Source organism: Amycolatopsis alba DSM 44262 (assembly GCF_000384215.1).
Lineage (GTDB): Bacteria > Actinomycetota > Actinomycetes > Mycobacteriales > Pseudonocardiaceae > Amycolatopsis > Amycolatopsis alba.
The window spans coordinates 3,490,801-3,513,851 of the sequence record NZ_KB913032.1; the positions used below are offsets into that span (position 1 = coordinate 3,490,801).

Annotated in this window: 23 protein-coding genes; 9 read left to right on the forward strand and 14 right to left on the reverse strand. The window is 67.5% G+C overall.

Annotated elements, in window-relative coordinates:
- Positions 1-251: 251 nt before the first annotated feature.
- The 4 genes from AMYAL_RS0116510 to AMYAL_RS0116525 all read left to right on the forward strand — a co-directional run bounded on the left by AMYAL_RS0116510 (position 252) and on the right by AMYAL_RS0116525 (position 4,594).
- A complete protein-coding gene (locus AMYAL_RS0116510) occupies positions 252-1,457 on the forward strand; it encodes a globin domain-containing protein (protein WP_020632411.1) in 1,206 nt (401 codons plus the stop codon).
- 530 nt (positions 1,458-1,987) lie between these two features.
- Positions 1,988-3,088 (forward strand): globin domain-containing protein, encoded by a 1,101-nt coding sequence (locus tag AMYAL_RS0116515; RefSeq protein WP_020632412.1) that lies wholly within the window; start codon positions 1,988-1,990, stop codon positions 3,086-3,088.
- Positions 3,089-3,248: 160 nt separating this feature from the next.
- The gene (locus AMYAL_RS0116520; RefSeq protein ID WP_020632413.1) at positions 3,249-3,998 is read left to right on the forward strand and encodes a lytic polysaccharide monooxygenase; all 750 of its coding nucleotides are present in this window, start codon (positions 3,249-3,251) and stop codon (positions 3,996-3,998) included.
- A complete protein-coding gene (locus AMYAL_RS0116525; RefSeq protein WP_020632414.1) occupies positions 3,995-4,594 on the forward strand; it encodes a DUF305 domain-containing protein in 600 nt (199 codons plus the stop codon). Before AMYAL_RS0116520 ends, AMYAL_RS0116525 begins: the two co-directional genes overlap by 4 nt.
- Positions 4,595-4,930: 336 nt before the next feature.
- On the opposite strand, the gene AMYAL_RS0116530 is transcribed toward AMYAL_RS0116525, so the two are convergent.
- The 7 genes from AMYAL_RS0116530 to AMYAL_RS0116560 all read right to left on the reverse strand — a co-directional run bounded on the left by AMYAL_RS0116530 (position 4,931) and on the right by AMYAL_RS0116560 (position 12,248).
- Complete coding sequence (locus tag AMYAL_RS0116530) at positions 4,931-5,359, reverse strand: heat shock protein transcriptional repressor HspR (protein WP_026467146.1); 429 nt, start codon at positions 5,357-5,359, stop codon at positions 4,931-4,933.
- Between the two features lie 5 nt (positions 5,360-5,364).
- A complete protein-coding gene (gene dnaJ, locus AMYAL_RS0116535) occupies positions 5,365-6,540 on the reverse strand; it encodes a molecular chaperone DnaJ (RefSeq protein WP_020632416.1) in 1,176 nt (391 codons plus the stop codon).
- Positions 6,541-6,573: 33 nt separating this feature from the next.
- Complete coding sequence (gene grpE / locus AMYAL_RS0116540; RefSeq protein ID WP_020632417.1) at positions 6,574-7,344, reverse strand: nucleotide exchange factor GrpE; 771 nt, start codon at positions 7,342-7,344, stop codon at positions 6,574-6,576.
- Entirely contained in the window at positions 7,341-9,212 is a 1,872-nt protein-coding gene (gene dnaK, locus AMYAL_RS0116545) for a molecular chaperone DnaK (RefSeq protein ID WP_020632418.1), read from the reverse strand. The genes grpE and dnaK overlap by 4 nt, the downstream gene beginning before the upstream one ends.
- A 165-nt stretch (positions 9,213-9,377) precedes the next feature.
- Positions 9,378-10,784, reverse strand: coding sequence for an alpha/beta hydrolase (locus AMYAL_RS0116550; protein WP_020632419.1), 1,407 nt, complete (start codon positions 10,782-10,784; stop codon positions 9,378-9,380).
- Positions 10,781-11,452: a DUF4097 family beta strand repeat-containing protein gene (locus AMYAL_RS0116555; RefSeq protein WP_020632420.1), complete on the reverse strand. Its 672-nt coding sequence runs from the start codon at positions 11,450-11,452 to the stop codon at positions 10,781-10,783. Before AMYAL_RS0116555 ends, AMYAL_RS0116550 begins: the two co-directional genes overlap by 4 nt.
- 28 nt (positions 11,453-11,480) lie before the next feature.
- Positions 11,481-12,248, reverse strand: coding sequence for a DUF4097 family beta strand repeat-containing protein (locus tag AMYAL_RS0116560; RefSeq protein WP_020632421.1), 768 nt, complete (start codon positions 12,246-12,248; stop codon positions 11,481-11,483).
- A 161-nt stretch (positions 12,249-12,409) separates the two neighbouring features.
- On the opposite strand from AMYAL_RS0116560, the gene AMYAL_RS0116565 reads away from it, so the two are divergent.
- Positions 12,410-12,949 carry a YbhB/YbcL family Raf kinase inhibitor-like protein gene (locus tag AMYAL_RS0116565; RefSeq protein ID WP_020632422.1) on the forward strand — a complete coding sequence of 180 codons (540 nt, stop codon included), beginning with the start codon at positions 12,410-12,412 and terminating at the stop codon, positions 12,947-12,949.
- 216 nt (positions 12,950-13,165) lie between these two features.
- On the opposite strand, the gene AMYAL_RS0116570 is transcribed toward AMYAL_RS0116565, so the two are convergent.
- From AMYAL_RS0116570 to AMYAL_RS0116580, 3 genes are read right to left on the reverse strand one after another with little or no spacing between them, the layout of a single operon-like run.
- Positions 13,166-13,600, reverse strand: a complete 435-nt coding sequence (locus tag AMYAL_RS0116570) for a GNAT family N-acetyltransferase (RefSeq protein WP_026467147.1) — start codon at positions 13,598-13,600, stop codon at positions 13,166-13,168.
- 22 nt (positions 13,601-13,622) lie between these two features.
- A complete protein-coding gene (locus AMYAL_RS0116575; protein ID WP_020632424.1) occupies positions 13,623-14,183 on the reverse strand; it encodes a TetR/AcrR family transcriptional regulator in 561 nt (186 codons plus the stop codon).
- Complete coding sequence (locus AMYAL_RS0116580; protein ID WP_020632425.1) at positions 14,184-14,510, reverse strand: DMT family transporter; 327 nt, start codon at positions 14,508-14,510, stop codon at positions 14,184-14,186. It lies immediately after the preceding gene.
- Positions 14,511-14,662: 152 nt separating this feature from the next.
- Between AMYAL_RS0116580 and AMYAL_RS0116585 the strand changes: the two genes are divergently transcribed.
- From AMYAL_RS0116585 to AMYAL_RS0116595, 3 genes are all read left to right on the forward strand, one after another.
- Entirely contained in the window at positions 14,663-16,945 is a 2,283-nt protein-coding gene (locus AMYAL_RS0116585; RefSeq protein ID WP_020632426.1) for a (Fe-S)-binding protein, read from the forward strand.
- A gap of 267 nt (positions 16,946-17,212) precedes the next feature.
- A complete protein-coding gene (locus AMYAL_RS48435) occupies positions 17,213-17,614 on the forward strand; it encodes a DUF742 domain-containing protein (RefSeq protein ID WP_245192930.1) in 402 nt (133 codons plus the stop codon).
- Positions 17,615-17,644: 30 nt separating this feature from the next.
- Positions 17,645-18,640 (forward strand): cation diffusion facilitator family transporter, encoded by a 996-nt coding sequence (locus AMYAL_RS0116595; RefSeq protein WP_020632428.1) that lies wholly within the window; start codon positions 17,645-17,647, stop codon positions 18,638-18,640.
- Here the strand turns inward: AMYAL_RS0116595 and AMYAL_RS0116600 are convergent.
- Both AMYAL_RS0116600 and AMYAL_RS0116605 read right to left on the reverse strand, forming a co-directional pair.
- A complete protein-coding gene (locus AMYAL_RS0116600) occupies positions 18,634-19,323 on the reverse strand; it encodes a CAP domain-containing protein (RefSeq protein ID WP_020632429.1) in 690 nt (229 codons plus the stop codon). The genes AMYAL_RS0116595 and AMYAL_RS0116600 overlap by 7 nt on opposite strands.
- 121 nt (positions 19,324-19,444) lie before the next feature.
- Positions 19,445-19,927: a MarR family winged helix-turn-helix transcriptional regulator gene (locus AMYAL_RS0116605; RefSeq protein WP_020632430.1), complete on the reverse strand. Its 483-nt coding sequence runs from the start codon at positions 19,925-19,927 to the stop codon at positions 19,445-19,447.
- Positions 19,928-20,000: 73 nt separating this feature from the next.
- On the opposite strand from AMYAL_RS0116605, the gene AMYAL_RS0116610 reads away from it, so the two are divergent.
- Complete coding sequence (locus AMYAL_RS0116610; RefSeq protein ID WP_020632431.1) at positions 20,001-21,179, forward strand: FAD-dependent oxidoreductase; 1,179 nt, start codon at positions 20,001-20,003, stop codon at positions 21,177-21,179.
- Positions 21,180-21,183: 4 nt separating this feature from the next.
- On the opposite strand, the gene dcd is transcribed toward AMYAL_RS0116610, so the two are convergent.
- Both dcd and AMYAL_RS0116620 read right to left on the reverse strand, forming a co-directional pair.
- Entirely contained in the window at positions 21,184-21,765 is a 582-nt protein-coding gene (gene dcd, locus AMYAL_RS0116615) for a dCTP deaminase (RefSeq protein WP_016338162.1), read from the reverse strand.
- Positions 21,766-21,778: 13 nt separating this feature from the next.
- Positions 21,779-22,984, reverse strand: a complete 1,206-nt coding sequence (locus AMYAL_RS0116620; protein ID WP_020632432.1) for an oxygenase MpaB family protein — start codon at positions 22,982-22,984, stop codon at positions 21,779-21,781.
- Positions 22,985-23,051 lie beyond the last annotated feature (67 nt).

Consider the following 23,051-nt stretch of genomic DNA (forward strand, 5'->3'; position numbering starts at 1 on the left):
TGTATAGTACAAGTTTATTCGGCGACACTTGCGTAAGACAACTATTTACCTCGTGAGATCGCCCACTGCCCGCCGGATTCGAGTACACCCGTCCGGAGCAACGATGCGGGCAAAAGGGCTCTCGGCGGCTAGTCTCGCGAGCGAGCCGGAACCAGCCGACCGGCCGACAGCCACTGACCGGAGAGGTGAATGGTCCGTGAATTCTTCTCCAGTGGTCACACGTCCGTGAACCTGGGAAGCTCTCTTCCGGTATGCGCTTTCCGATCAGCGACTCCCAGCCCGTGACAGCCGACGCGGTCAGCCCGGTACCCCGGTCGTCGGCGCCACGCGCAGCCCCTCCCGCGGTCACCGCGATGGTGGGGCTCATCCGTGACACCTGGGCGAAATCGGAGCCCTTCATCCCGGAGATCTCCCAGTTCTTCTACGGGATGCTGTTCACCCTCGCGCCCGCCACCCGCGACTTCTTCCCGATCAACATGGAGGTCCAGCGCGGCAGGCTGGTGCGCGCACTGGTCCACATCGTGCAGATGGTCGACCGGCCGGACGATCTCGTGCCGTTCCTGACCCAGCTCGGCCGCGACCACCGCAAGTTCGGCGTGATCCCGCGGCATTACGAGGCCGTCGGCACCGCGCTGCTCGCCTCGCTCAAGAACCACCTCGGTCCGGACTGGACACCGGAGGTCGAACGGGCGTGGGCGGAGGCGTTCACCATCGTCGCCCGCGCGATGCAGGAGGCCGCCGCGGCCGACGTCAACCCGGCGTCGTGGTCGGCCACCGTACTCGAACACCGGCGGCTCACCTGGGATCTCGCCCTGGTCCGGGTCCAGCCCGAGTTCGCGGTGCCGTATCAGCCCGGCCAGTACATGAGCGTCGAAGTCCCGCAGCGGCCGAGGCTCTGGCGTTATCTGTCCCCGGCGAACGCTCCGCGCGAGGACGGCGGCATCGAGTTCCACGTGCGCGCCGTCGACGGCGGCTGGGTGTCCCGCGCCATCGTGAGTCATACGCAACCCGGCGACGTCTGGCGGCTGGGCCCGCCGCTCGGCAGGCTCGCGGTCGACCGGGCCGACGACCGCGGCGTGCTGATGATCGCGGGCGGCACCGGCGTCGCGCCGTTGCGCGCCATTCTGGACGACCTCGCGCAGTGGGGCGAGAACCCGAAGGTCCAGCTGTTCTACGGTGGACCGTCGCGTGAGGACCTCTACGACCTCGACGAATTGCGAGCCCTCGCGGCCACGAACCCGTGGCTGACCGTGACCCCGGTGATCGAGCACGGTGACGAAGCGCCCGGCTGCGTCCAGGGCACGCTCGCGGAAGCCGTTACACAGCAAGGATCCTGGCCGGGCCACCGGATCCTCGTCGCCGGTTCGCCCGCGATGATCCGGGCGACGGTGTCCCGGATGCTGGTCGCGGGCAGCGCGCTCGACCAGATCGCGTACGACCCCTTCACCATCGACTAGCAGGCATTTCCCACTCCGTTCAAAGATCACCGGCTTTGCCGGAAACGCGTTCGTCGAATGCGATTCCACAATGGAGATCAGCATAAGACCGCATACTGTTACGTAGTCGGCCGAACACGGAAAAAACGCCACCCGATCGGCGGATCAGGACTTGCCGAAAACTGGCGAAAAACACTGGTGAAGCAAGGGAAATCCCTGCTGCTTGAGCGCCCTTACTTAGTGCCAGACGGGGTTGACGGCGCGTATATCGTTTGGTCCGTTCGAGCGGGAAACATCTTTTACCGGATCCTTTCCCGACGTTCGGGCATACAGTCAGGAACCCTCGGGGGAACACGATCGCCATCACTACATCGGGTCTGGAGAATATGCCCGATACAACTGGAGAACATCGTTCAGCCATGACTGCCGAAACAGTGAAGTACGAGCATCCACCGAGTTCGTCCAGATCTTCACCACCACGGACTCCCACCACCGGACCGGTTCCCGTTCCGCCCTTGATCGAAACCCCGACCGTTGACAAGAGCGTCCAGATGGCCAAGCTCGTCCGGACGAGTTTCGCCGCCGTCGAAACGAAGGCCGACGAGTTGTCCCAGTACTTCTACGGGGCGCTTTTCTCCGTTTCGCCGGACACCAGGGCGCTGTTCCCGATCAACATGGCCACCCAACGAAATCGTTTACTACGCGCGCTCGTCTACGTCGTGCAGATGGTGGACCGACCGGAAGAACTGACCACCTTCCTCAGTCAGCTCGGCCGGGATCACCGGAAGTTCGACGTGCTCGGCAGGCATTACGACGCGGTCGGCGTCGCACTGATCGCCACGTTGAAAAGGTTCTTGAAAGACGACTGGACACCCGAAGTCGAAGACGCCTGGGTCACCGCGTACGGCGTCATTTCGAAGAGCATGCGCGAGGCCGCGAACAAGGAGGCCGGGCCCGCGTGGTGGAAGGCGACCGTCGTCGAGCACCGTCTCGTGTCCCGCGATGTCGCCATCGTCAAGGTGCGCACCGACCAGCCGCTCCCGTACCGGGCCGGCGGCTACGTCAGCGTGGAAGTCCCGCAGCGGCCGAGGATGTGGCGGTACCTGTCGCCCGCCACCGCGCCGCACGACGACGGGTTGCTGGAGTTCCACGTGCACGCCGTGCGCGGCGGCTGGGTGTCGCGTTCGATCGCCCACCACACCCGGTTCGGCGACACCTGGCGCCTCGGCCCGTCGCTCGGCGCGCTTTCGGTGCACCAAACCGAAAGCCGCCCGCTGCTGATGATCGGTGGCGGCACCGGGGTCGCGCCGATGCTCGCCCTGCTCGACGAGATGTCGCGCTGGCAGCACAACCCGCCGGTGCACCTGTTCTTCGGCGGGCGGCGGCCGGAAGACCTCTACGCCCTCGACGAGCTCCGCGGGCTGGCCGTCACCTGCCCTTGGCTGACGGTGACCCCGGTGACCGAGGAAGGCACCATCGCAGGCGGCGACCGCGGCACGCTGGCCACGGCGGTCACGCAGCGCGGCGCCTGGAAGGAGCGTGACGTGTATGTCGCCGGGTCGCCGTCGATGATCCGCGCGACGATCGCGAAACTGCTCGCCGCCGGAACGGATCTGGCCAGGATCAAGTACGACCCCTTCACCCTGGACTGAGCCGATGCTTCGTTCGTATTAGGCCGTTCGGCTGTTCTACCTGGGCTCGACGCAGTAGTAGGTCTGCGAATCATTGACCGCGGTCACCGGCGGATTTATGGTCTAGACCACATTGCTCCCCCTCAACGGGAACACCGTCGTTCCATCCCCAGGAGCCGGCATGACCGTCAAACGCAAGCTCGTGGCAGCCGCCGCCGGTGCGATCCTCGCCCCGATCGCCGTCGTGGCCATCCCCCAGGTGGCCAGCGCCCACGGCTACGTGCTGTCCCCGCCCAGCCGCCAGGCCAACTGCGCCCAAGGCAAGGTTTCCGGCTGCGGTGCCATCGTCTATGAACCGCAGAGCGTCGAAGGCCCCAAGGGGCTCCGCAGCTGCAACGGCGGTCTTCCGGGATTCGCCGAGCTCAACGACGAGTCGAAGTCCTGGCCAGCCGCCTCGGTCGGCAACAGCGTGACCTTCAACTGGAAGTTCACCGCCTACCACCGGACCACGAACTACGAGTACTACATCGGCGGCACCAAGATCGCCGACATCAGCGGGAACAACTCCGCGCCGAAGGACCCGACGTCCCACACGGTCAGCCTGAACGGCTTCAGCGGACGGCAGAAGGTCCTCGCCATCTGGAACATCGCGGACACTCCGATGGCCTTCTACAGCTGCATCGACCTGCAGATCGGCGGTGGCAACCCGCCCACCAGCAATCCGCCGACCACCAGCAACCCGCCGTCGACGTCGAATCCGCCGAGCAGCACCACCAACCCGCCCACCGGTGGCACCTGGGCCGCCGGGACGGCCTACACGGTCGGCAGCACGGTGACCTACGACGGCGCGACCTACCGCTGCCAGCTGGCGCATACGGCGATCCAGGGCTGGGAACCGCCGAACACCCCCGCACTGTGGACACGCCAGTGAAGCTGGCCCTCGTTCTCGTCGCCGGTCTCGTGGCCCTCGCGGGCTGCGGTGCCGGTGATGGCTCACCCACCACCGCCGGTGCCCCGCTCTCCCCGGTCCCCGCCTCGGGCGCACCGGCGTCCGCCGAGTACAACGACGCCGACGTGATGTTCCTGCAGATGATGCTCGCCCACAACGACCAGGGCGTGGAGATCGTCAAACTGGTGAAGACCAAGCAGGCGCAGAAGCAGGAGCTCAAGGATCTCGCGGCCGCCATCGAGGCGACGCAGCAGACCGAGAGCACCGACATGCGGAACTGGCTGAAGAACTGGGGCAAACCCGAGACGGGCTCGATGGACCCGAACGCGCACCACCATCACGGTGGCGACGGGCTCACCGACAAGGGCCTGCTCGCCGCACTGTCCAAAAAGGATGGTTCGGAGTTCACCCTGGACGTCGCCGACATCTTCGTCGCGCACCAGCACAACGGGGTCGCGTTGGCGAGGACCGAACTGAAGGACGGCAAGAACCCAGGCTCGAAGGCGCTGGCCCAGCGGATCATGGACTCACGGACCGGCGAGGTCCAGCAGATCCGGGCCCTGGTCCCCGGCCAATAGCGCAATCAGTCCTCTGATCGCCCCGGCGTCCGGGCGATCAGAGGACTATCGAGGGGTAGGCGAAGCTGTCCTGTCGGACGGCCAGTCAACGCCTGGTGGCCTCGCCGGAAGCGTTGTGAAAGCCACTTTCACAACCTTCAACGTTGCGAAAGTGGCTTTCACGACATCAGCTCCCAGCGGCTCTCACCTGTCGCGCTGGGCCGGGTGTCGCGAAAGCCACTTTCGCGACATCTGATATCCCGAAAGTGGCTTTCACGACACCCCGAAGCCCGAAGAGGCACGAGCAGCCGAGCTCGACCCGTTCGCGCCTTGCCCCTCGATAACGCGACTTGCCACTCACGACCGTTTCTTGGGTTTCCAGACCACCAGTGCCGTCTGCTGCCGCAGCGTGACGAGGTCCTTGCGGTAGGAGGCGTGCACGGCCGCGGCCGTCTGCTCGGCGGTGACATACGCCGCCGTGAGCTCTTCGGTCAGTTCGGCGATCCGCGCCCGGAGGGCGTCGACCTGGTTCTCCAGCTCGATGATCCGCTTGATGCCCGCGAGGTTGACACCGTCCTCTTGGGACAGTCGCTGCACCTCGCGGAGCAACGCGATGTCCCGCATGGAGTACCGGCGGCCACCACCGGAGGTCCGGCCCGGCGACACGAGACCCTGGCGGTCGTAGGACCGCAGGGTCTGCGCGTGCAGGCCGGACAGCTGCGCCGCCACCGAAATGACGAACACCGGGGTGTCCTCGTCCGCACCGTGCGGCAGCGCGCCGAACATCGTGCTCACCTGCCTTCGAGAAGTTCGGTGATCTCCGGTCGTGGGTCGTGCTCGGACATGGCCTCCGCGTAGGCCTCCAGCGCTTCACGGGCCTTGTCGTCCAACTTGGCCGGAATGGCCGCCTGCAGGGTGACCAGCAGGTCGCCCTGCGAGCCGTCCCGCTTCGCGATTCCCTTGCCGCGCACGCGAAGCACGCGACCGCTCGCCGTACCCTGCGGCACCTTCAGCGAGACCTTGCCCTCCAGCGTCGGCACGGTGATCGTGCCGCCGAGGGCCAGTTCCGCGAAGGACACCGGCACGGTGATCGTCAGGTCGAGGTCCTGGCGCCCGAACACCGCGTGCGGCGCGACGTGCACGCGGACGTACAGATCGCCCGGCTGCGCGCCACCCTTGCCCGGTTCGCCCTGGCCCGCCAGCCGGATCCGCTGGTCGTCGGCGACGCCCGGCGGGATCCGCACGGTCAGCGTGCGGGTGCGGGTGCTGACGCCCTCGCCCGCGCATTCCGGGCAGGGGTCGTCGATGATCGTGCCGCGGCCGCGGCAGTCGCGGCACGGCTCGGAGAACGCGAACGCGCCCTGGCTCCGGCTGACCAGCCCGCTGCCCTGACAGGTCGAACACGTCCTCGGGGAAGTCCCCGGTTTCGCGCCGTTCCCGCCGCAGGTGGAACAGGTCGCCGGGCTCGACAGCCGCAGCGGCAGGGTCGCGCCCTTGACCGCCTCGGTGAAGTCGATCCGGACGTCGGTCTCCACGTCCGCGCCGCGCTGCGGCCGGTTGGCCGTGGCACCGGCCGCGGCGCCGCGGCGGCCGAAAAGACCACCGAGGATGTCGCCGAGACCGCCGAAGCCGCCCTGCTGCTGGCCCGCCTGGCCGAAGATGTCGCCGACGTCGAAGCCGCCGCTTCCGCCACCGCCGCCGGGGAAGCCGAAGCCACCCGGACCGCCGGAGCCGAAGAGGCGGCGAGCCTCGTCGTACTCCTTGCGCTTGGACGTGTCGGAAAGAACGCCGTACGCCTCGGAAACCGCCTTGAACTTCTTCTCGGCCTCCGCGTTGCCCGCGTTGGCGTCGGGGTGGTTCTCCTTGGCCAGTTTGCGATAGGCCTTCTTGATCTCGTCCGCGGTGGCGTCGGAGGAGACGCCCAGCTCACGGTAGAAGTCCTTACCGATCCATTCCCGTGCACTCACCGAACGTCTCCTCCTTTCACGCCGTATCGCCGATCAGCGGTTGTTCTCATCGAAAAGTTCGCCCTCGAGCGGCAGCTCGCCGCCGACGGGCGGGTCCACCGGGGCGTCCTGCGCCGCCGGCGCGGGAGCGGCGCCCGGCTCGTGATCGGTGACCCCGACCAGCGCCGCGCGCAGCACACGCTCGCCGAAGCGGTAACCGCGGCGCATGACCGTGGTGACCGTCGGTCCGGCGACGTCCGGCGAGGTGCTGTGCTGGACGGCCTCGTGGACGCTGGGGTCGAACTCCTCGCCCTCGGCGCCGAACGGCTCGAGCCCCGATCGCTGCAGGCTCCCGACCAGCTTCTCGCCGACCGCCTTGAACGCACCCGTCAGATCGCCGTGCTGCTCCGCGCGCTCGAGGTCGTCGAGCAGCGGGAGCAGGTCGGCGACGACCGTCGCCTTGGCGCCGGTGACGACCTGTTCACGGTCACGGTCCACGCGCTTGCGGTAGTTGGCGTACTCCGCCTGGAGACGCTGGAGGTCGGCGGTGCGTTCCGCCAGCTCCTTCTCCAGGCCGGTGGCCACCGACACCGAATCGTCCACGATGGAGTCCCCGAGGCCGGGGCCCGCGTGGGTCGCGGGCGCCGGCTCCGTCGGCAAAGCGGGTTCTTCGGCCGGGGCGGCGTGCTTCGGGCCGTCCTGGGGCTCGGCGGCCGGGGTGGCCGGACGGACCTCACCGGTCAGCGGATCGATCCGCCTACGGTCCCGCACGACCACCGGCTCCTCCGGGCCACGGCCCTCGGATTCGTCGTAGCGTCCCGTCACTTCTTGTCCTTCTCGTCCTCTTCGACGATCTCGGCGTCGACCACGTCGTCCGCCTTGGCCTGGGAACCGGCGCCCGCACCGGCCGCACCGGCAGCGCCTTCACCGGCGGCACCTTCGGCACCGGGGGTGGCGTTGGCGTAGAGCGCGGTGCCCAGCTCCTGCGAAGCGGTGTTCAGCTTCTCGATGGACTCGCGGATCTTCGCCGAGTCGGTGCCCTTGAGCGCCTCGTTGGCCTCGTCGATCGCGGACTTCACCTTGCCCTTGAGCTCCTCGGGCAGCTTGTCCTCGTTGTCCTTGACGAACTTCTCGGTCTGGTAGACCAGCGTCTCCGCCTGGTTGCGGGTCTCCGCCTCCTCGCGGCGCTGCTTGTCCTCCTCGGCGTGCGCCTCGGCGTCCTTGACCATGCGCTCGATGTCGTCCTTCGGCAGCGCGGAGCCACCGGTGATCGTCATCGACTGCTCCTTGTTCGTGCCGAGGTCCTTCGCGAGGACGTGCACGATGCCGTTGGCGTCGATGTCGAAGGTGACCTCGATCTGCGGCACGCCACGCGGGGCGGGCGGGAGACCGGTCAGCTCGAACATGCCGAGCTTCTTGTTGTGCGCCGCGATCTCGCGCTCACCCTGGAACACCTGGATCTGCACCGACGGCTGGTTGTCGTCCGCGGTGGAGAAGATCTCCGAACGCTTGGTCGGGATCGTGGTGTTGCGCTCGATGAGCTTGGTGAACACGCCGCCCTTGGTCTCGATGCCCAGCGAAAGCGGGGTCACGTCGAGCAGCAGGACGTCCTTGACCTCGCCCTTGAGCACACCGGCCTGCAGCGCGGCGCCGACGGCGACGACCTCGTCCGGGTTCACGCCCTTGTTCGGCTCGCGGCCGCCGGTCAGCTCCTTGACCAGGTCCGACACGGCGGGCATGCGGGTGGAACCACCCACGAGCACGACGTGGTCGATGTCGCCGACGGCGACACCGGCGTCACGGATGACGTTGTTGAACGGCTTGCGGGTGCGCTCGAGCAGGTCCGAGGTGATCTTCTGGAACTCGGCGCGGGAGAGCTGCTCGTCGAGGAACAGCGGGTTCTTGTCCGAGTCGACGGTGATGTACGGCAGGTTGATGCCCGCGGAGTTCGAGCTGGACAGCTCGATCTTCGCCTTCTCGGCCGCCTCACGGATGCGCTGCAGCGCCATCTTGTCCTTGGTGAGGTCGATGCCGCTGGAGGCCTTGAACTTGTCGACCAGCCAGGTGACGATGCGCTCGTCCCAGTCGTCACCGCCGAGGTGGTTGTCACCGGAGGTCGCGCGGACCTCGACGACGCCCTCGCCGATCTCCAGCAGCGAGACGTCGAACGTGCCGCCACCGAGGTCGAAGACCAGGATGGTCTGTTCCTTCTCGCCCTTGTCGAGGCCGTACGCCAGCGCGGCCGCGGTGGGCTCGTTGACGATGCGGAGCACGTTCAGGCCGGCGATCTGCCCGGCCTCCTTGGTGGCCTGCCGCTGCGCGTCCTCGAAGTAGGCGGGGACGGTGATGACCGCGTCGGTGATGGTCTCGCCCAGGTACGCCTCGGCGTCGCGCTTGAGCTTCATCAGCACACGGGCGCTGATCTCCTGCGAGGTGTAGGCCTTGCCGTCGATCTCGGTCTTCCAGTCGGTACCGACGTGCCGCTTGACCGACCGGATGGTCCGGTCGACGTTCGTCACCGCCTGGTTCTTCGCCGGCTGACCGGTCAGCACTTCACCGTTCTTGGCGAAGGCGACGATCGAGGGGGTGGTGCGTGAACCTTCCGAGTTGGCGATGACCGTCGGCTCGCCGCCCTCAAGGACAGCGACGACCGAGTTGGTCGTGCCGAGGTCGATGCCGACCGCTCGCGCCATGGTGTGATCCTCCTGCTAGTTCTTGACCTGCACGTTCGCCCCCACCTTGAGTGGGTGCCACGCAAGTTCTATCGGGATGATGCGTCTCCGTCAAGCCGGACTTGAGTCGACCGCACTCAACCTTGTACCCGGCTCAACGTGCGACACGGGCGTCTTGTTCCCGTGCTACCGGCAGACCGTGCCCGGAGCGGGTGTGAGCCCGCTCACCAGGTACTTCACCTCTTCGGTGCGCACGCAGGCCGAGTTGAGCAGCCCCGTGTGCCCGTACCCGGCGTCGACCAGCAACGTCGAGTTCTCGATGTTCCGCGCGAGCCCCTTCGCCCAGACGAGTGGCGTCGCCGGATCGTGTTCGCCGCCGACCACGAGGATCGGCGCCGCGCCCCGTATTTTCTGCGGCCGTGGGAGGTACGCCGGGGCGACCGGCCAGCCGGCGCACCCGCTCGTGATGTCCCAGAACTCCGAATACCGCCAGCTGTGCGGGGCGACCGTCTTCACCAGGCCCTGCATCAGCCGCATGTCGGCGTACGACGTGTGGGCCGGGCCGAAGTCGTGGCAGCCGATCGCCCGGTACGCGCCGTAGGACGGGTCCAGCTGCGAATAGGGCAGCAGTCCGTCCGCGTTCCCCGTCGTCGCGGTGGCGATCCCCTTCGCCAGTTCCGGCCAGAAGGCGGGAAGGATGAGCGAGCCGTAGACACCGGACGCCATTTCCTCGGCGGTCACGTTCCGGCCGAGTTCCTTCGACGGGACACCGCCCGGTGTCGCCATGAGCTTGTCGTAGGTGGCGAGGACGTCCTTGCCGCGAAGCGCGCAATCCGCCGACGTCGTGCACCACTTCGCGAAGTCCTTGAGCGCGCCTTCGGTCGCGATGGCCTCGTCGAGGACGGCCAGCCGCGTCGGGCGCGAATGGTCGATGGCGCCGTCGAGCACCATCACGCGGACGCGCGCCGGATACTTTTCCGCATACACGGCACCGAGTTCGGAACCATAGGAGACACCGAGCCAGTTCACCTTCGGCTCGCCGAGGGCGACCCGGATCGACTCGACGTCGTCCGCCGCGTGCCAAGTGTCCACAGAGGACAACTCGGGCCCGGTCCGCTTGAGACACTCGTTGCCCGAAGCACGGTTGTGCGCGATGAGCTTGTCGTACTCCTCGCGGCTTCGCGGGAAGAGGCCGATCGCGGGATCGTGCAGCTCCGGCCCGCAGGTGATCGCGGGCCTGCTGTCGCCGACGCCGCGCGGGTCGAACCCGATGACGTCGAAGCGCTGCCGCAGTTCGGCCGTTTCCGGTTTGTCCAGCGCGAAACCGCGGCCGCCGTACTTGAGCACGGTGACCCCCGAGCCGCCGGGACCGCCGGGGTTCGTCAGCAGCGAGCCGACGCGGCGCGCGGGATCGGTCGCGGGCAGTTTCGCCAGCGCGATCGAGATCGTCCCGTTCACCTGGAGGTTCGCGCATTCCAGCGTCGGCGCGTACTCGGTCGCGCACGGCTTCCAGTCGAGCCGGGGCGCGGCCGACGCGGGCAGCGCGGAAAGCGGCAGCAGGGTCAGCGCGGCGACCGTCGCGAGCACCTTCATGCGGGCTTCACCGTGATCGAGCCGGTGCCGGACTTGAGGTCCAGGACGTTCGCCGAAGCCGCGTCCTGGCGCACACCGGCGGTGTCGACCGTGCCGATCTCCGACTTCGCGCGGACCTGGTACGAGCCGTCCGGGACGACGACGGTGACCTTGCCGACCTCCGCGTTCGCGGTCACGGCACCGGGCTTCGCGAGCCCGACCTCGATGTCGCCGGTGCCGGTGGTCAGTCGCACCGGGCCCGACGAGTTCTCGACCCTCAGGTCGCCGACTTCACCGCGCAGGTCGACCGAGGCCACGCGGGCGAGGGAGATCTTGCCGGTGCCGATGCCGCCGGTGATCGCCAGCTCACGCGGAACCACGACCTCGTAGTCCACGCCGCACTGGCTGCAGCCGCCGAGGACCAGCGTGCCGTTCTCGACGCTGTGCGTCTTGCCGGGATTCTTTCCGGTGTAAGTCACTTGGCGGCGCAGCGAGACCGGCGCGCCGTCCTCGACGCGGAGCGTGACCCCGCCGACCGGGACGTCGACCCGGATCGCGGTGATCTGCTCGGTGACGGGTGTGCCGTCGCTCAGCGTCTGGCGGCTTTCGGTCGTGCAGCCGACGATCCCGAAGGCCGTCAGCGCGCCGAGAGCGAGCGCGCCGAGGACGCGCTTTTCGATGGTGCCCATGAGAAAGTGTTTCCCCCGATAAAGTCCGTCAGGCCGCTTTGACCTTGACGCTTCCGCTGTCAGTGGTGAGATCGAGCTTGTACTGGGCCGAACCCGACTGGTTGACGTCGATGTCGCGGCGGCCGCTGTCGGTGGTGCCGGTGACGTTGTAGTCGCCGGAGGGCACGGAGACCTCGATCGAACCGCTGTCGGTCTTGGCCGTGACGTTCGCGGCCTTGACCAGCTCGAGGTCGATGCGCCCGCTGTCGGCCCGCGCCTGGACGTTCCCACCGAGCCGCTCGCCGTTGATGGCGCCGGAACCCGCGTAGACGTCGACGTCCTGCCCGATGTTCTGCAGTTCGACACGGCCGGAGTCGGCCTTGACCTTCACCGTGCCCGGCACGTCGTTCACGTCGACCCGGCCGGAGTCGACCGTGATGTCCACAGTGGACACACCGGCGATCTCCACCGCGCCGGAGTCGACCTTGCCCGAGACCGGGATCCCCGCCGGGACGATGACGTCGTAGTCGACTTCGCAGTTGTTGCCACACCCGGCGAGGACCAGGGTGTCCCCTTCCACGCGGTACGCGTCGCCCGGCTTGTTCCAGCGGTACTCGAACGCCTGGTGGACCTTCACCGGGCCGCTGCCCGTGCGGATCTTGACGGCGCCGTCGTCGTTTTGGACACGGACGCTCTTGATCGGCTGGGTGAGCTCGCTGGTCGCCTCCGCGTCGGACGGCCACCACCAGCCGAGACCGGTGAGCACACCGACGCCGATCAACGCGATGCCTCCGAGTGCGAGGAGTGGGCGCGCCATGGTCTTGAGTCCCTCCAGAGCAGGTTTTCGTGTAGCTCGACGCTAAGGGCAGCGCGGCGGGTTGGACATAGGGGTAACCCCCGGATTCGTCCCTGATCCCGCACCGGGGTCCTCGGGGTCATAACCTGGCTCCGTCATCTGTTCCACGACCAGGAGGACGCATGCCGCAGGCACCCGATCCGTACGACTTCCTGCCCGATCTGCCTGCCTTCACCTTGAGCAGCATCGACATCGAAGAAGGCGGCTTCCTGCCGACACCCCAGCTTTCCGGGATCTTCGGCGCGGGCGGCGAAGACCGTTCCCCGCAGCTGTCCTGGGAGGGCTTTCCCGAGGGGACCAAGAGCTTCGCCGTGACCTGCTACGACCCTGACGCCCCGACGGCGAGCGGGTTCTGGCACTGGGCGGTGTTCGACATCCCCGCGTCGGTGACCGCGCTGGCGGCGAACGCGGGCGACGAAGCGGGCTCCGGTCTGCCGGCGGGCGCTGTGACCCTGAAGGGAGACGGCGGCGTGAAGCAGTTCCTCGGCGCCGCCCCGCCGCCCGGACACGGGCCGCATCGGTACATCTTCGCGGTGCACGCTGTCGACGTCGAAAAGCTGGACGTCGGCGAAGACGCTACGCCCGCGCTGCTGGGCTTCAACCTCTTCAGCCACGCGATCGGCCGGGCGTCGCTGACCGCCCTGCACGAGAACAAGGGCTGAGACGGCTTTCCGTGAAGGCCTCCTTCCCTACGCTCAAGGTAGGGAAGGAGGCCTTCACGGACTCCAGGAGGCTCAGGCCGGGGCGGCCTGGCGAGGGGCGACGTTGCGAAAGCCACTTTCGCAACGTTGAAGGTTGCGAAAGTGGCTTTCGCAACCTTCGAAGCCAGCACGCCGGCGAGCGGACATGACACCGACACCGACAAACCAGCTCAATCCCTAGGCCTGACCGTTCGCCCGCGTCCGCTCCATGTACTGGCCGTTCGAGGGCTCCGCGAAGCCGAACGGCCGGTACAGCTCGTGCGCGTCGGCGGTGTGCAGCATCCACCGGAACTCCGCGCCCGGCCCGTTGTCGATCATCTCCCGGACCAGTTCCTTGCCGAGCCCCTTGCCGCGCGCCTCGTCGAGGACGAAGACGTCCGCGAGGTACGCGCTGCCGATGGTGTCCGAGAACGCCCGCGCGAAGCCGACCAGACGGCCGCTCGAAGCCTCGTACGCGCCTACGACGCGCCAAGCGTTCTTGAAGACCTTCTCGATCATCTCGCGGTCTCGCCACTTGCCCCAGTAAACGTCGGTGGACAGGCACTTCCACACCACGTCGAGGTCCACCCGAGCCGGGTCGTCATCCAGTTCGTATGCGCCGACAGTCCTCATGATCCGCACGTTACCCAGCAGGTCAACGAGGTTTCAGCAGATAGTCCACCACCGGCCGCAGCTCGTCCGCGGACGGCGGCTCGTCGTCGATGAGGCCCTGGATCAGCAGGCCGTCGATACCGGCGAGGAACACCCGGAACGCGACCTCGTCGTCGTGCCGGACCATCGAGGTCAGCACGTCCAGCCAGCGCCGAGCGGCGGGCCGCAGCTCGGGTTTGCGCGCGGCCAGCAGATACAGCTCGTACTCCGCCATCGTCCGCCCGCGCCGCGGGCCCAGCGCCTCCGCGAGCAGCCCGGCGACCTCTTCCGCGCCGCGGCTGCCGCGCGAACGGGCGCGGTCGATCATCCAGTAGACCTCGGTCGCCATATCCCTCGCGCACGAGATGAGGGTGGCGATCAGCAGGTCGTCGAGGCTGGAGAAGTGATACGTCGTCGAAGCCGTCGGCACGCCGGCCTCGGTGGCGACCGTCCGATGCGTGACACCGGCGACGCCGTCCCGTTCGATCACCCGCAGCGCGGCCGCGATGATCTCCTCGCGCCGCTTCTCGCCCCTGGCCTTCCGGCCGTCGACCTGGATCTTCACTTAGTGCGCGCTCCCTGCCTCGATCAACACGACCCCGCCGACGACCAGTACCAGCCCGGCGATCACGGAGAAGTTGACCGGTTCCTTGAAGAACACGATCCCGACGGCCGCCACCAGGGCGACACCGGCCGCGGCCCAGATCGCGTAGGCGACGCTCACCGGCACGCCCGCCTTCAGAACGTACGCGAGCGCGACGAACGCGAAGGCGTATCCGGCCACCACGACGATCGACGGTCCGACCTTGGAGAAGCCCTCGGAGAGCTTCAGCGAGACCGTGGCCGTCACCTCGGCGGCGATGGCGAAAGCGAGGAGAAGGTACGCACCCATGTCACAAAAACTACCTGGACGATCGTCTTAAAACAAAGAGAGGCGTACACCACATCGGTGGGACTTGGGCGCGGCCAGTGGGTTACCCATCAGTAAGAAGCATTAGTCTGCCCGAACCACCACAGCTTCACTCGGACGAAAGGCACCCGACGATGGGCGCTGTACAGCTGACGCTCGGCGGGATCGCGGTCCTGCTCGGCGTCGTCGCCTGGGGAATGTTCTTCGCGACCATCGCCCGCTTCGTGCGGGTGATCCGCCTCGGTCAGCCGGACTCGACCCGCAACGGCCCGTTCGTGCCGCGGATGAAGACCCTGATCAAGGAATTCGCCGCGCACACCCGCATGAACAAGGTCAAGAGCGTCGGCCCGGCGCACTGGCTGGTCATGTGGGGCTTCCTGCTCGGGTCGCTCGCCCTGTTCGAGGCGTACGGCGAGGTCTTCGTCCCGACGTGGGGCTGGCCGATCCTCGACGACTGGTCGCTGTTCCAGCTGCTCATGGAGCTGCTCGGGGTCGGCACCATCGTCGGCATCCTGATCCTGATGGGGATCCGCCAGAAGAACCACCCGCGCCGCGCGGACCGGCAGTCCCGTTTCCAGGGCTCCAACTTCAAGTGGGCGTACTTCATCGAGGCCGTCGTGCTCATCGAGGGCATCGGCATCATCGGCGTCCGCGCCGCGAAGTCCGCGCTGGGCGTCCACGACACCCCGGTCTGGGCCGCGTTCGTCTCGCATCCGCTCGGCCTGCTGCTGCCGTCCAGCCCGGACCTGGTCACGGTGTTCGCCTTCGTCAAGCTGATGAGCGCCACGATCTGGCTGATCGTCGTCGCGCGCACGATGACCATGGGCATCGCCTGGCACCGGTTCAGCGCCTTCTTCAACATCTACTTCAAGCGCGAGGCCGACGGCGGCGTCGCGCTCGGCGCGCTCAAGCCGATGATGAGCAACGGCAAGGTGCTCGACCTCGAAGAAGCGGACCCGGACGAGGACACCTTCGGCGTCGGCAAGATCGAGGACTTCAGCTGGAAGGGCTGGCTGGACTTCTCCACCTGCACCGAATGCGGCCGTTGCCAGTCGCAGTGCCCCGCGTGGAACACCGGCAAGCCGCTTTCGCCGAAGCTGCTCATCACGCAGCTTCGCGACCACGCCTACGCGAAGGCGCCGTACCTGCTCGCGGGCGGTAAGCGCGACATGGCCGGTGACGAGGTCGGTCTGTCCGGCGACAACATGTACGCGGGCATCGACGTCCTCGCGATCGCGGAGTCGCAGAAGGCGCTCATCGGCGACGACGGCGGCGTCATCGACCCCGACGTGCTGTGGTCCTGCACCTCCTGCGGCGCGTGCGTCGAGCAGTGCCCGGTGGACATCGAGCACGTCGACCACATCGTCGACATGCGCCGCTACCAGGTGATGATCGAGTCCGCGTTCCCCAGCGAGCTCAACGGGATGTTCAAGAACCTGGAGAACAAGGGCAACCCGTGGGGCCAGAACGCCAAGGACCGGCTCGCCTGGACCGAGGACCTGGACTTCGAGGTGCCGGTGTTCGACGGCGACCTCGGCGACGCCGAGTACCTCTTCTGGGTCGGCTGCGCCGGCGCGTTCGAGGACCGCGCGAAGAAGACCACGCGCGCCGTCGCGGAATTGCTGCACATCGCGGGCGTCAAGTACACCGTGCTCGGCTCCGAGGAGTCCTGCACCGGTGACCCGGCCCGCCGCGCTGGCAACGAGTTCCTGTTCCAGATGCTGGCGCAGCAGAACGTCGAGATCCTGAACTCGGTGTTCGAGGGCCGCGAACGCAAGGCGCGCAAGGTGGTCGTCACCTGTGCCCACTGCTTCAACACCCTCGCGAACGAGTACCCGGAACTGGGCGGCCAGTTCGACGTCGTGCACCACACGCAGCTGCTCAACCGCCTGGTGCGGGAGAAGCACCTGACCCCGGTGGCACCGGTCGCCGAGGACGTCACCTACCACGACCCGTGCTACCTGGGCCGCCACAACAAGGTCTACGACGCTCCTCGTGAGCTCGTCGGCGCCACCGGCGCGACGTTGCGGGAGATGCCGCGGCACGGCGACCGGTCGATGTGCTGTGGCGCCGGCGGCGCGCGGATGTGGATGGAAGAGAAGATCGGGAAGCGGATCAACGTCGAACGCGTGGACGAGGCGCTCGGCACCGCACCGTCGAAGATCGCGACCGGTTGCCCGTTCTGCAAGGTGATGCTCAACGACGGCCTCACCGCGCGTCAGAGCGACGGGCAGGCGAGCGAGAAGGTCGAAATCGTCGACGTCGCGCAGCTGCTGCTGAACTCCGTCAAGCGCAAGCCGGAACCGCAGCTGATCCCGGCGGGAGCGCCGTCCTTGGACGCCGTCTCAGATGCTGAACTCGACGAGAAGGCGGACGAGCCCGCCACCGAACCGTCGCTTCCGGCGGAAGACAAGTAGAACCTCAAGGTCGGAGGGAACATTCTCTCGCACATAATGCGAGAGAATGTTCCCTCTCGTTTTATCCCCGGCCTGCAATTTCGTTCCCATTACCCGTTCGGCGGTACACCCTGGCGATAGGCTGCAGCAGGTCGAAAAAAAGGGGCGAGGAAATCAATGGGCAACCGTCACGAACTCCGTCCGGGCAAGGGACACCGCCTCGCGATGCCGGGATCGTCGACACTGCGCCCGCCCGCCCGTCTCCCTTCGGCAGCCGCACTCGCCAGGATGGCTCAGGAAGCGACCATTCCCAGCATTCCGGCGGCCAGGCGGCCGCCGCGCCGGGAAGCGCAACGCACGCGCGTCCGCCCGTACGTCCGCACGGGCGGACGTACGCAGTCCAAGCGGAACTTCGCCATCGAAGCGATGATCTCGGTCCGGAGCGACGCGCCATGGAGCGCGCCGGGGTTCAGTGTCGAATTCCATTCGGTCCGATCACTGTGCCGACGTCCGACTTCTGTCGCGGAAGTGGCAGCGTCACTAAGCGTTCCACTCGGCGTAGCAAAGGTCCTTTTGGGTGATATGGCCGAGCTCGGTCTGGTTACCGTTCATGAAACGCAGGCTGAATTCGACGGTCATCCGGCACTCGCCTTGATGGAACGGGTCCTGCAGGGTTTGCGTCGACTGTGAGATCGGCCTACTCGCACTACGCTGCGCTAGGTGAGTGAAGAATCCGGTGGCGAAAGCACCCTGACCGTGGTGCTGGCGGGTGGGGTCAACCTCGCCATCGCCGTGCTGAAACTGATCGCCGGGATCATCACCGGCTCCGGCGCGATGCTTTCGGAGGCCGCGCATTCGGTGGCGGACACGATCACCGAAGTACTCCTGCTGACCGCGCTGAAACGCTCGGACCGTCCCGCCGACCGCGTCCACCCCTTCGGCTACGGCAAGGAGCGGTACTTCTGGTCGCTGCTCGCGGCCGTGTCGATCTTCGCCTCCGGCGCGATGTTCGCGCTCTACGAAGGCTTCTCGACGGTGTTCGGGGAGGAGACCGAGCAGACCGATCCGATCGTCGGCTACGTCGTCCTCGCGATCGCTTTCGTCCTCGAGTCCGTCTCGTGGCTGCAGGCCGTGCGGCAGGTTCGGCGCGACGCCGCCGACGCGGGCCAGAAGATCTCGGTCTATCTGCGGCTGATCGACGATCCGGCGCCGAAGACGGTCCTGTTCGAGGATTCGGCCGCGCTGATCGGCCTGCTGCTCGCGTTCGCCGGGATCGGGCTGCATCAGCTCACCGGCTCGCACGTCTGGGACGGTGCGGCGTCGATCGCGATCGGGATACTGCTGGCGCTGGTCGCCTACGTGCTCGGGCGCACCAACCGCGGCCTGCTGATCGGCAGGCAGGCGGATCCGAGGCTGGTGCGCGGGGTGCGTGACCATCTGAGGGGCGCGCCCGAGATCGAGGCCGTCGTCGATCTCCAGACCATGCTGATGGGCACCGATCAGGTGCTCGTCTGCGCCCGCGTCGACTTCGACGACGCACTGGGCGCGGCGGACGTCGAACGCGCCTGCGTCCGGCTGGCGGCCGAACTGACGCGGGAGTTCGGCGACGTCACCGAGGTGTTCATCGAACCGGTCCCGCGTACGGATCCCGAGCTGCGCGCGACGGTACTGGCCCGTTACGGCGAGATCGCCGAACGATGGGAGAAGGGTCAGTAGCCGAAGTTCTGCGTCCAGTACATGCCCTTGGTGTTGACGCCGACACCGATCTTCTTCAGCTTGCAGTTGAGGATGTTCGCGCGGTGACCTTCGGAGTTCATCCAGGCGTCCATCACCTTGGCGGCGTTCGACTGGCCCTTGGCGATGTTCTCGGCGCCGGGCTTGTCGTAGCCTGCGGCGCGGATGCGCTGGTCGAACGTGGTGCCTTCCGGCGTGGTGTGCGAGAAGTAGTTCCGGGCCGACATGTCGTCACTGTGGCCCTGCGCCGCGGCGGCGAGGTGCGACTCGTTGCTCACCGGCGAGCAGCCCGCGTCGGCACGCTCGGCGTTGACGAGGTCGATGACCTGACCGGCGAGCGAACTGTCCTGCGAGCGAGGCGGATCCTGGGCCTTGCTCGGGGTGGGCTTGGGGGCCTCGGAAGGCTTGGGCGGCTCGGCCGGGGCGGAGGACGAGCTGGGTGGCGCGGAGGAAGACGTGGGAGCAGCCGAAGACGAGGTCGGAGCGGACGAGCCGGGTGCGGGGCCGTCCGGGGCCGCGGCGGACGTCTGGCCGAAGTAGGCGGGAGGCTTCGCGAGGGCGTCGCCGGGTCTGCCCTTGGTGTCGGGAACGCTCAGCGACAAGTTGCTCAACGCGGTGCCCTGGAACCGGTCGGTCACCATCAGGTAGCTCGCACTCGCGATCACCCCACCCAGCAGAACACTGAGTGTGACAAGCAGTAACCGGCTTCTTGTTCTATTGGGGGACACGGGGCCGAAAACTATCACGAACTGGTTACGGCAATACCCCCGAAAGTAGTAATACCGGTCAGCGGTTGCGGTGGGTGCTCTGTCTTTGAGTGATCAAACTCGTTGACTCATGGGTGATCGCGGTCGCGTCGGCCAGGAACCGGAGAACGGTCTCAAGCTCACTGTCCGTGTACCCCTCGCAGGCCTCTCGGACCCGCTTCACCAGGTGATCCCACATCGGCGCGGCGGCGGCCACCATCGCTCCGTCGATCTCGATGAGCACCTTCCGCCTGTCCTCGGGATGCGGTTTCCGCGCGACGATCCCCTTGCCCACAAGCCTGTCGATGAGCGCGGTGATCGACGCCGGCGCGAGCCCTGAGAGCTGCGAGAGCGCCTTCGGCGTCTGAGGACCGAAGCGGGCGAGGTAGTCCGCCACCTTGCTCTCGACAGCCGAGAGGCCGCCCTGCTCGGCGATCGCCGAGTGGAACATGACCGTCTCCGTCGACAGCGCCCGCGATCCACCGAGGATGCGCTCGACCAGTTCCGCCCGCTCGCTTGACACGTCGGCCAGCCTAGCGGAGTCTTTAGTTCGATAGAACGAATTAGTTTCTAAGAGATTCGATAGGGTGAACGACATGGGGAAGATCCTGATCGCCGGCGGGGGTATCGCGGGCACGATCACGGCGATCGCACTGCACGAGACGGGCCACGAGCCGGTGATCCACGAGGCGCACGACCGGACCGCCGAAGGGGTCGGCGCGTTCCTGACCCTCGCGGTGAACGGCCTCGACGCGCTGGCACCGCTGGGACTGAAAAGCCTGGTCAAAGACCTGGGGTTCGACACGCCGCGGATGAAGATGTACCTGGGGAACGGGCGCGAACTGGCGGACTTCGCACTCGGCGGGCAGCTGGAGGACGGCACCGTGAGCCAGACCGTCCTGCGCTCCGACCTGTACGTCGCCCTTCGCGACGAAGCCGTCAGACGGGGCATCGAGGTCCGCTACGGCAAACGTCTGGCCGACGCGCGCGAGTCTGGCGACAGTGTGCGCGCGACGTTCGAGGACGGCTCGTCGTCCGAAGGCGACCTGCTGATCGGTGCAGACGGGCTCCGGTCGCGGGTGCGGGAGATCATCGACCCGCGGGCGCCGTCGCCGCGCTACGTGCCCCTGCTGAACACCGGCGGGCTGGCCGAAGGCCTGCGACTGGACGACGAGCCCGGCGTCATGCACATGACCTTCGGCAAACGGCTGTTCTTCGCGCACGTCGTCCACCCGGACGGCGGCGTCTGGTGGTTCGCGAACGTGCCCCGGAAGCATGATCCGTCGCAAGCGGAGCTCGCCACGATGACCAGCGAGGACCTGATCCGGCAGCTGGCGTCGGACCGCACTCCGGCCGTCGAGATCGTGCGCGCGACGCGGAAGGTCTACCGGCCGTGGGCGACGTACGACTTCCCGAGCGTGCCGACCTGGCGGACGGACCGGATGGTCATCATCGGCGACGCCGCCCACGCGACCTCACCGGCGGCGGGCCAAGGCGCCGCGATGGCCATCGAGGACGCCGTCACGCTGGCGCGATGCCTGCGTGACGTGCCCTCGATCGCGAAAGCCCTCGCCGTCTACGAAGGCCTGCGACGCGAGCGCGTCGAGGCCGTCGTCGAACGCGGTAAACGCAACGGCGACGCGAAGGCGGTCGGCCCCGTCGGACGGGTGATCCGGGACTTCTTCATCGCGCGGGCGTTCAAGAACCCGCCGTCGGAGGACCCGAACGCCTTCATGTGGCGGCATCGGATCGACTGGGAAGCCCCGGTGAGCTGACGCGCTACCGCCAGGTGTCGACGCGGTGGAAGTTCTTGTACGCGCGGCTCGGGGTCGGTCCCCGCTGCCCCTGGTAACGCGAACCGGCCTCGTTCGAGCCGTACGGGAACTCCGCCGCGCTGGACAGGCGGAAGATGCAGAGCTGGCCGATCTTCATCCCCGGCCAGAGCGTGATCGGCAGGTTGGCCACGTTCGACAGTTCGAGGGTGATGTGGCCGGAGAAGCCGGGGTCGATGAAGCCCGCGGTGGAGTGGGTGAGCAGGCCGAGGCGGCCGAGGGAGGACTTGCCCTCCAGACGGCCGGCGAGGTCGTCGGCGAGCGTGACGGTCTCGTAGGTCGAACCCAGCACGAACTCGCCAGGGTGGAGGACGAAGGGGTCTTCGCCCTCCTTCTCGACCAGTGACGTCAGCTCGTCCTGCTGGAGCTGCGGGTCGATATGCGTGTACTTGCTGTTGTCGAACACGCGGAAGAAGCGGTCGAGTCGCACGTCGATGCTCGACGGCTGGACCATCGTCGGGTCGAACGGGTCGACGCCGAGACGGCCGGCGTCGAGCTCTTTACGGAGGTCACGGTCGCTGAGGAGCACGCGCTCAGCGTAGTCAAGCGGCCTTCATGTGCCTGCCGTAGGTGGTGTCGGGCCGGAACACCTTGGCTGCCTGCCGGAGATAGTGACGTCGTCCGGCGGCCCCGATCAGCTCCTGGAGCGCCGTCGCGCCCGGCACCACCCGCCGCACCGTCTCGGCGGCGAAGTTGACTCCCGCCACCGCGAGCACGGCCGCCTGCGCGATCGGATCGTCGGGCAGCTCCAGGAAGTCGGCGTTGGTCTTGCCGAGCAGCAGCCTGCTGATCGCCCCGTGCCCCGCGACAGACACGTGCGCGAGGACCTTGCCGAGCGAGCCCCGGCCCTCGCCGATCCCCGCGTGGGACTTCATGAGCGCCGCGGCGAGCCGCTTGGAGTCGTCGTCGGGGATGAACTCGGTGGTGGCGAGCAGCCACAGCAGGCGCCAAGCGTCTTCCTCGTCGGCGGGCAGGAGTTCCTCGTCGACGCCCATCAGCCAGCCGACATAACGCCAAAGGTGCAGGATGTCGGCGCGCTCGCGGGGGCTGTAGCGGAGCCCGAGCAGCTGCGTGCCGAAGACGTAGACGAGGGAGAAGAGCAGGAGCGTGCCCGCGGTCTGGACCTGGTTGACCGGTTTGTCCCAAGCGGCGTAATCCCAGTCCTTGCGGCGATTCATGGCCGCGCGCACGTGGGCGTGCACCACCCGCACCCGCAACGCGGACTCGTACCCACGCCCGCCGAGCACCAGCGCGCCCGGCGTGGTCACGTGGATCCACCAGGTCGCCGTCTCGACAAGGCGCCGCGACGCCTTGTACTCGATCTCGCCGGTCCCGACGAGCGACTTCGTCGCGCGCGACGCGAGATAGCCGCCCATCAGCGAAACGTCGCCAAGCGGAAAAAGCCCGAGCAACCCGGCGCGCGTGATCGCGCGCGCACCACGGTCGAGGCGGTCCGGATCGACCCAATACGGCGTCGCCTCGACGTTGCGAAAGAACGCTTCCAGCTCCTCCGGCGGACTCTCGACACTCTCGATGCCTTGCCGCAGCGCCTGATCGAACTGTCCTTGGGCGCCTTTTCTCAGCAGCGGCACCAGCACGTCCGCCGCCGGGTCCTCCCGCTGCGCGAACTTCCGCAGCCTGGCCACCTGACGCTCGTCGCCCCTGATGTCACCCTCGATGAACAGCCTCGACGCGACCCGGAACCCGCCTTGCCGGAACAGTTCGGGGTCAGGCAGCCGCTCGCCCATCCGGATCACCTCCGAGGTAGACAACAAGTGTTGTCACTTTCGGCGGCGACGTCAAGGTGGGGTGGGT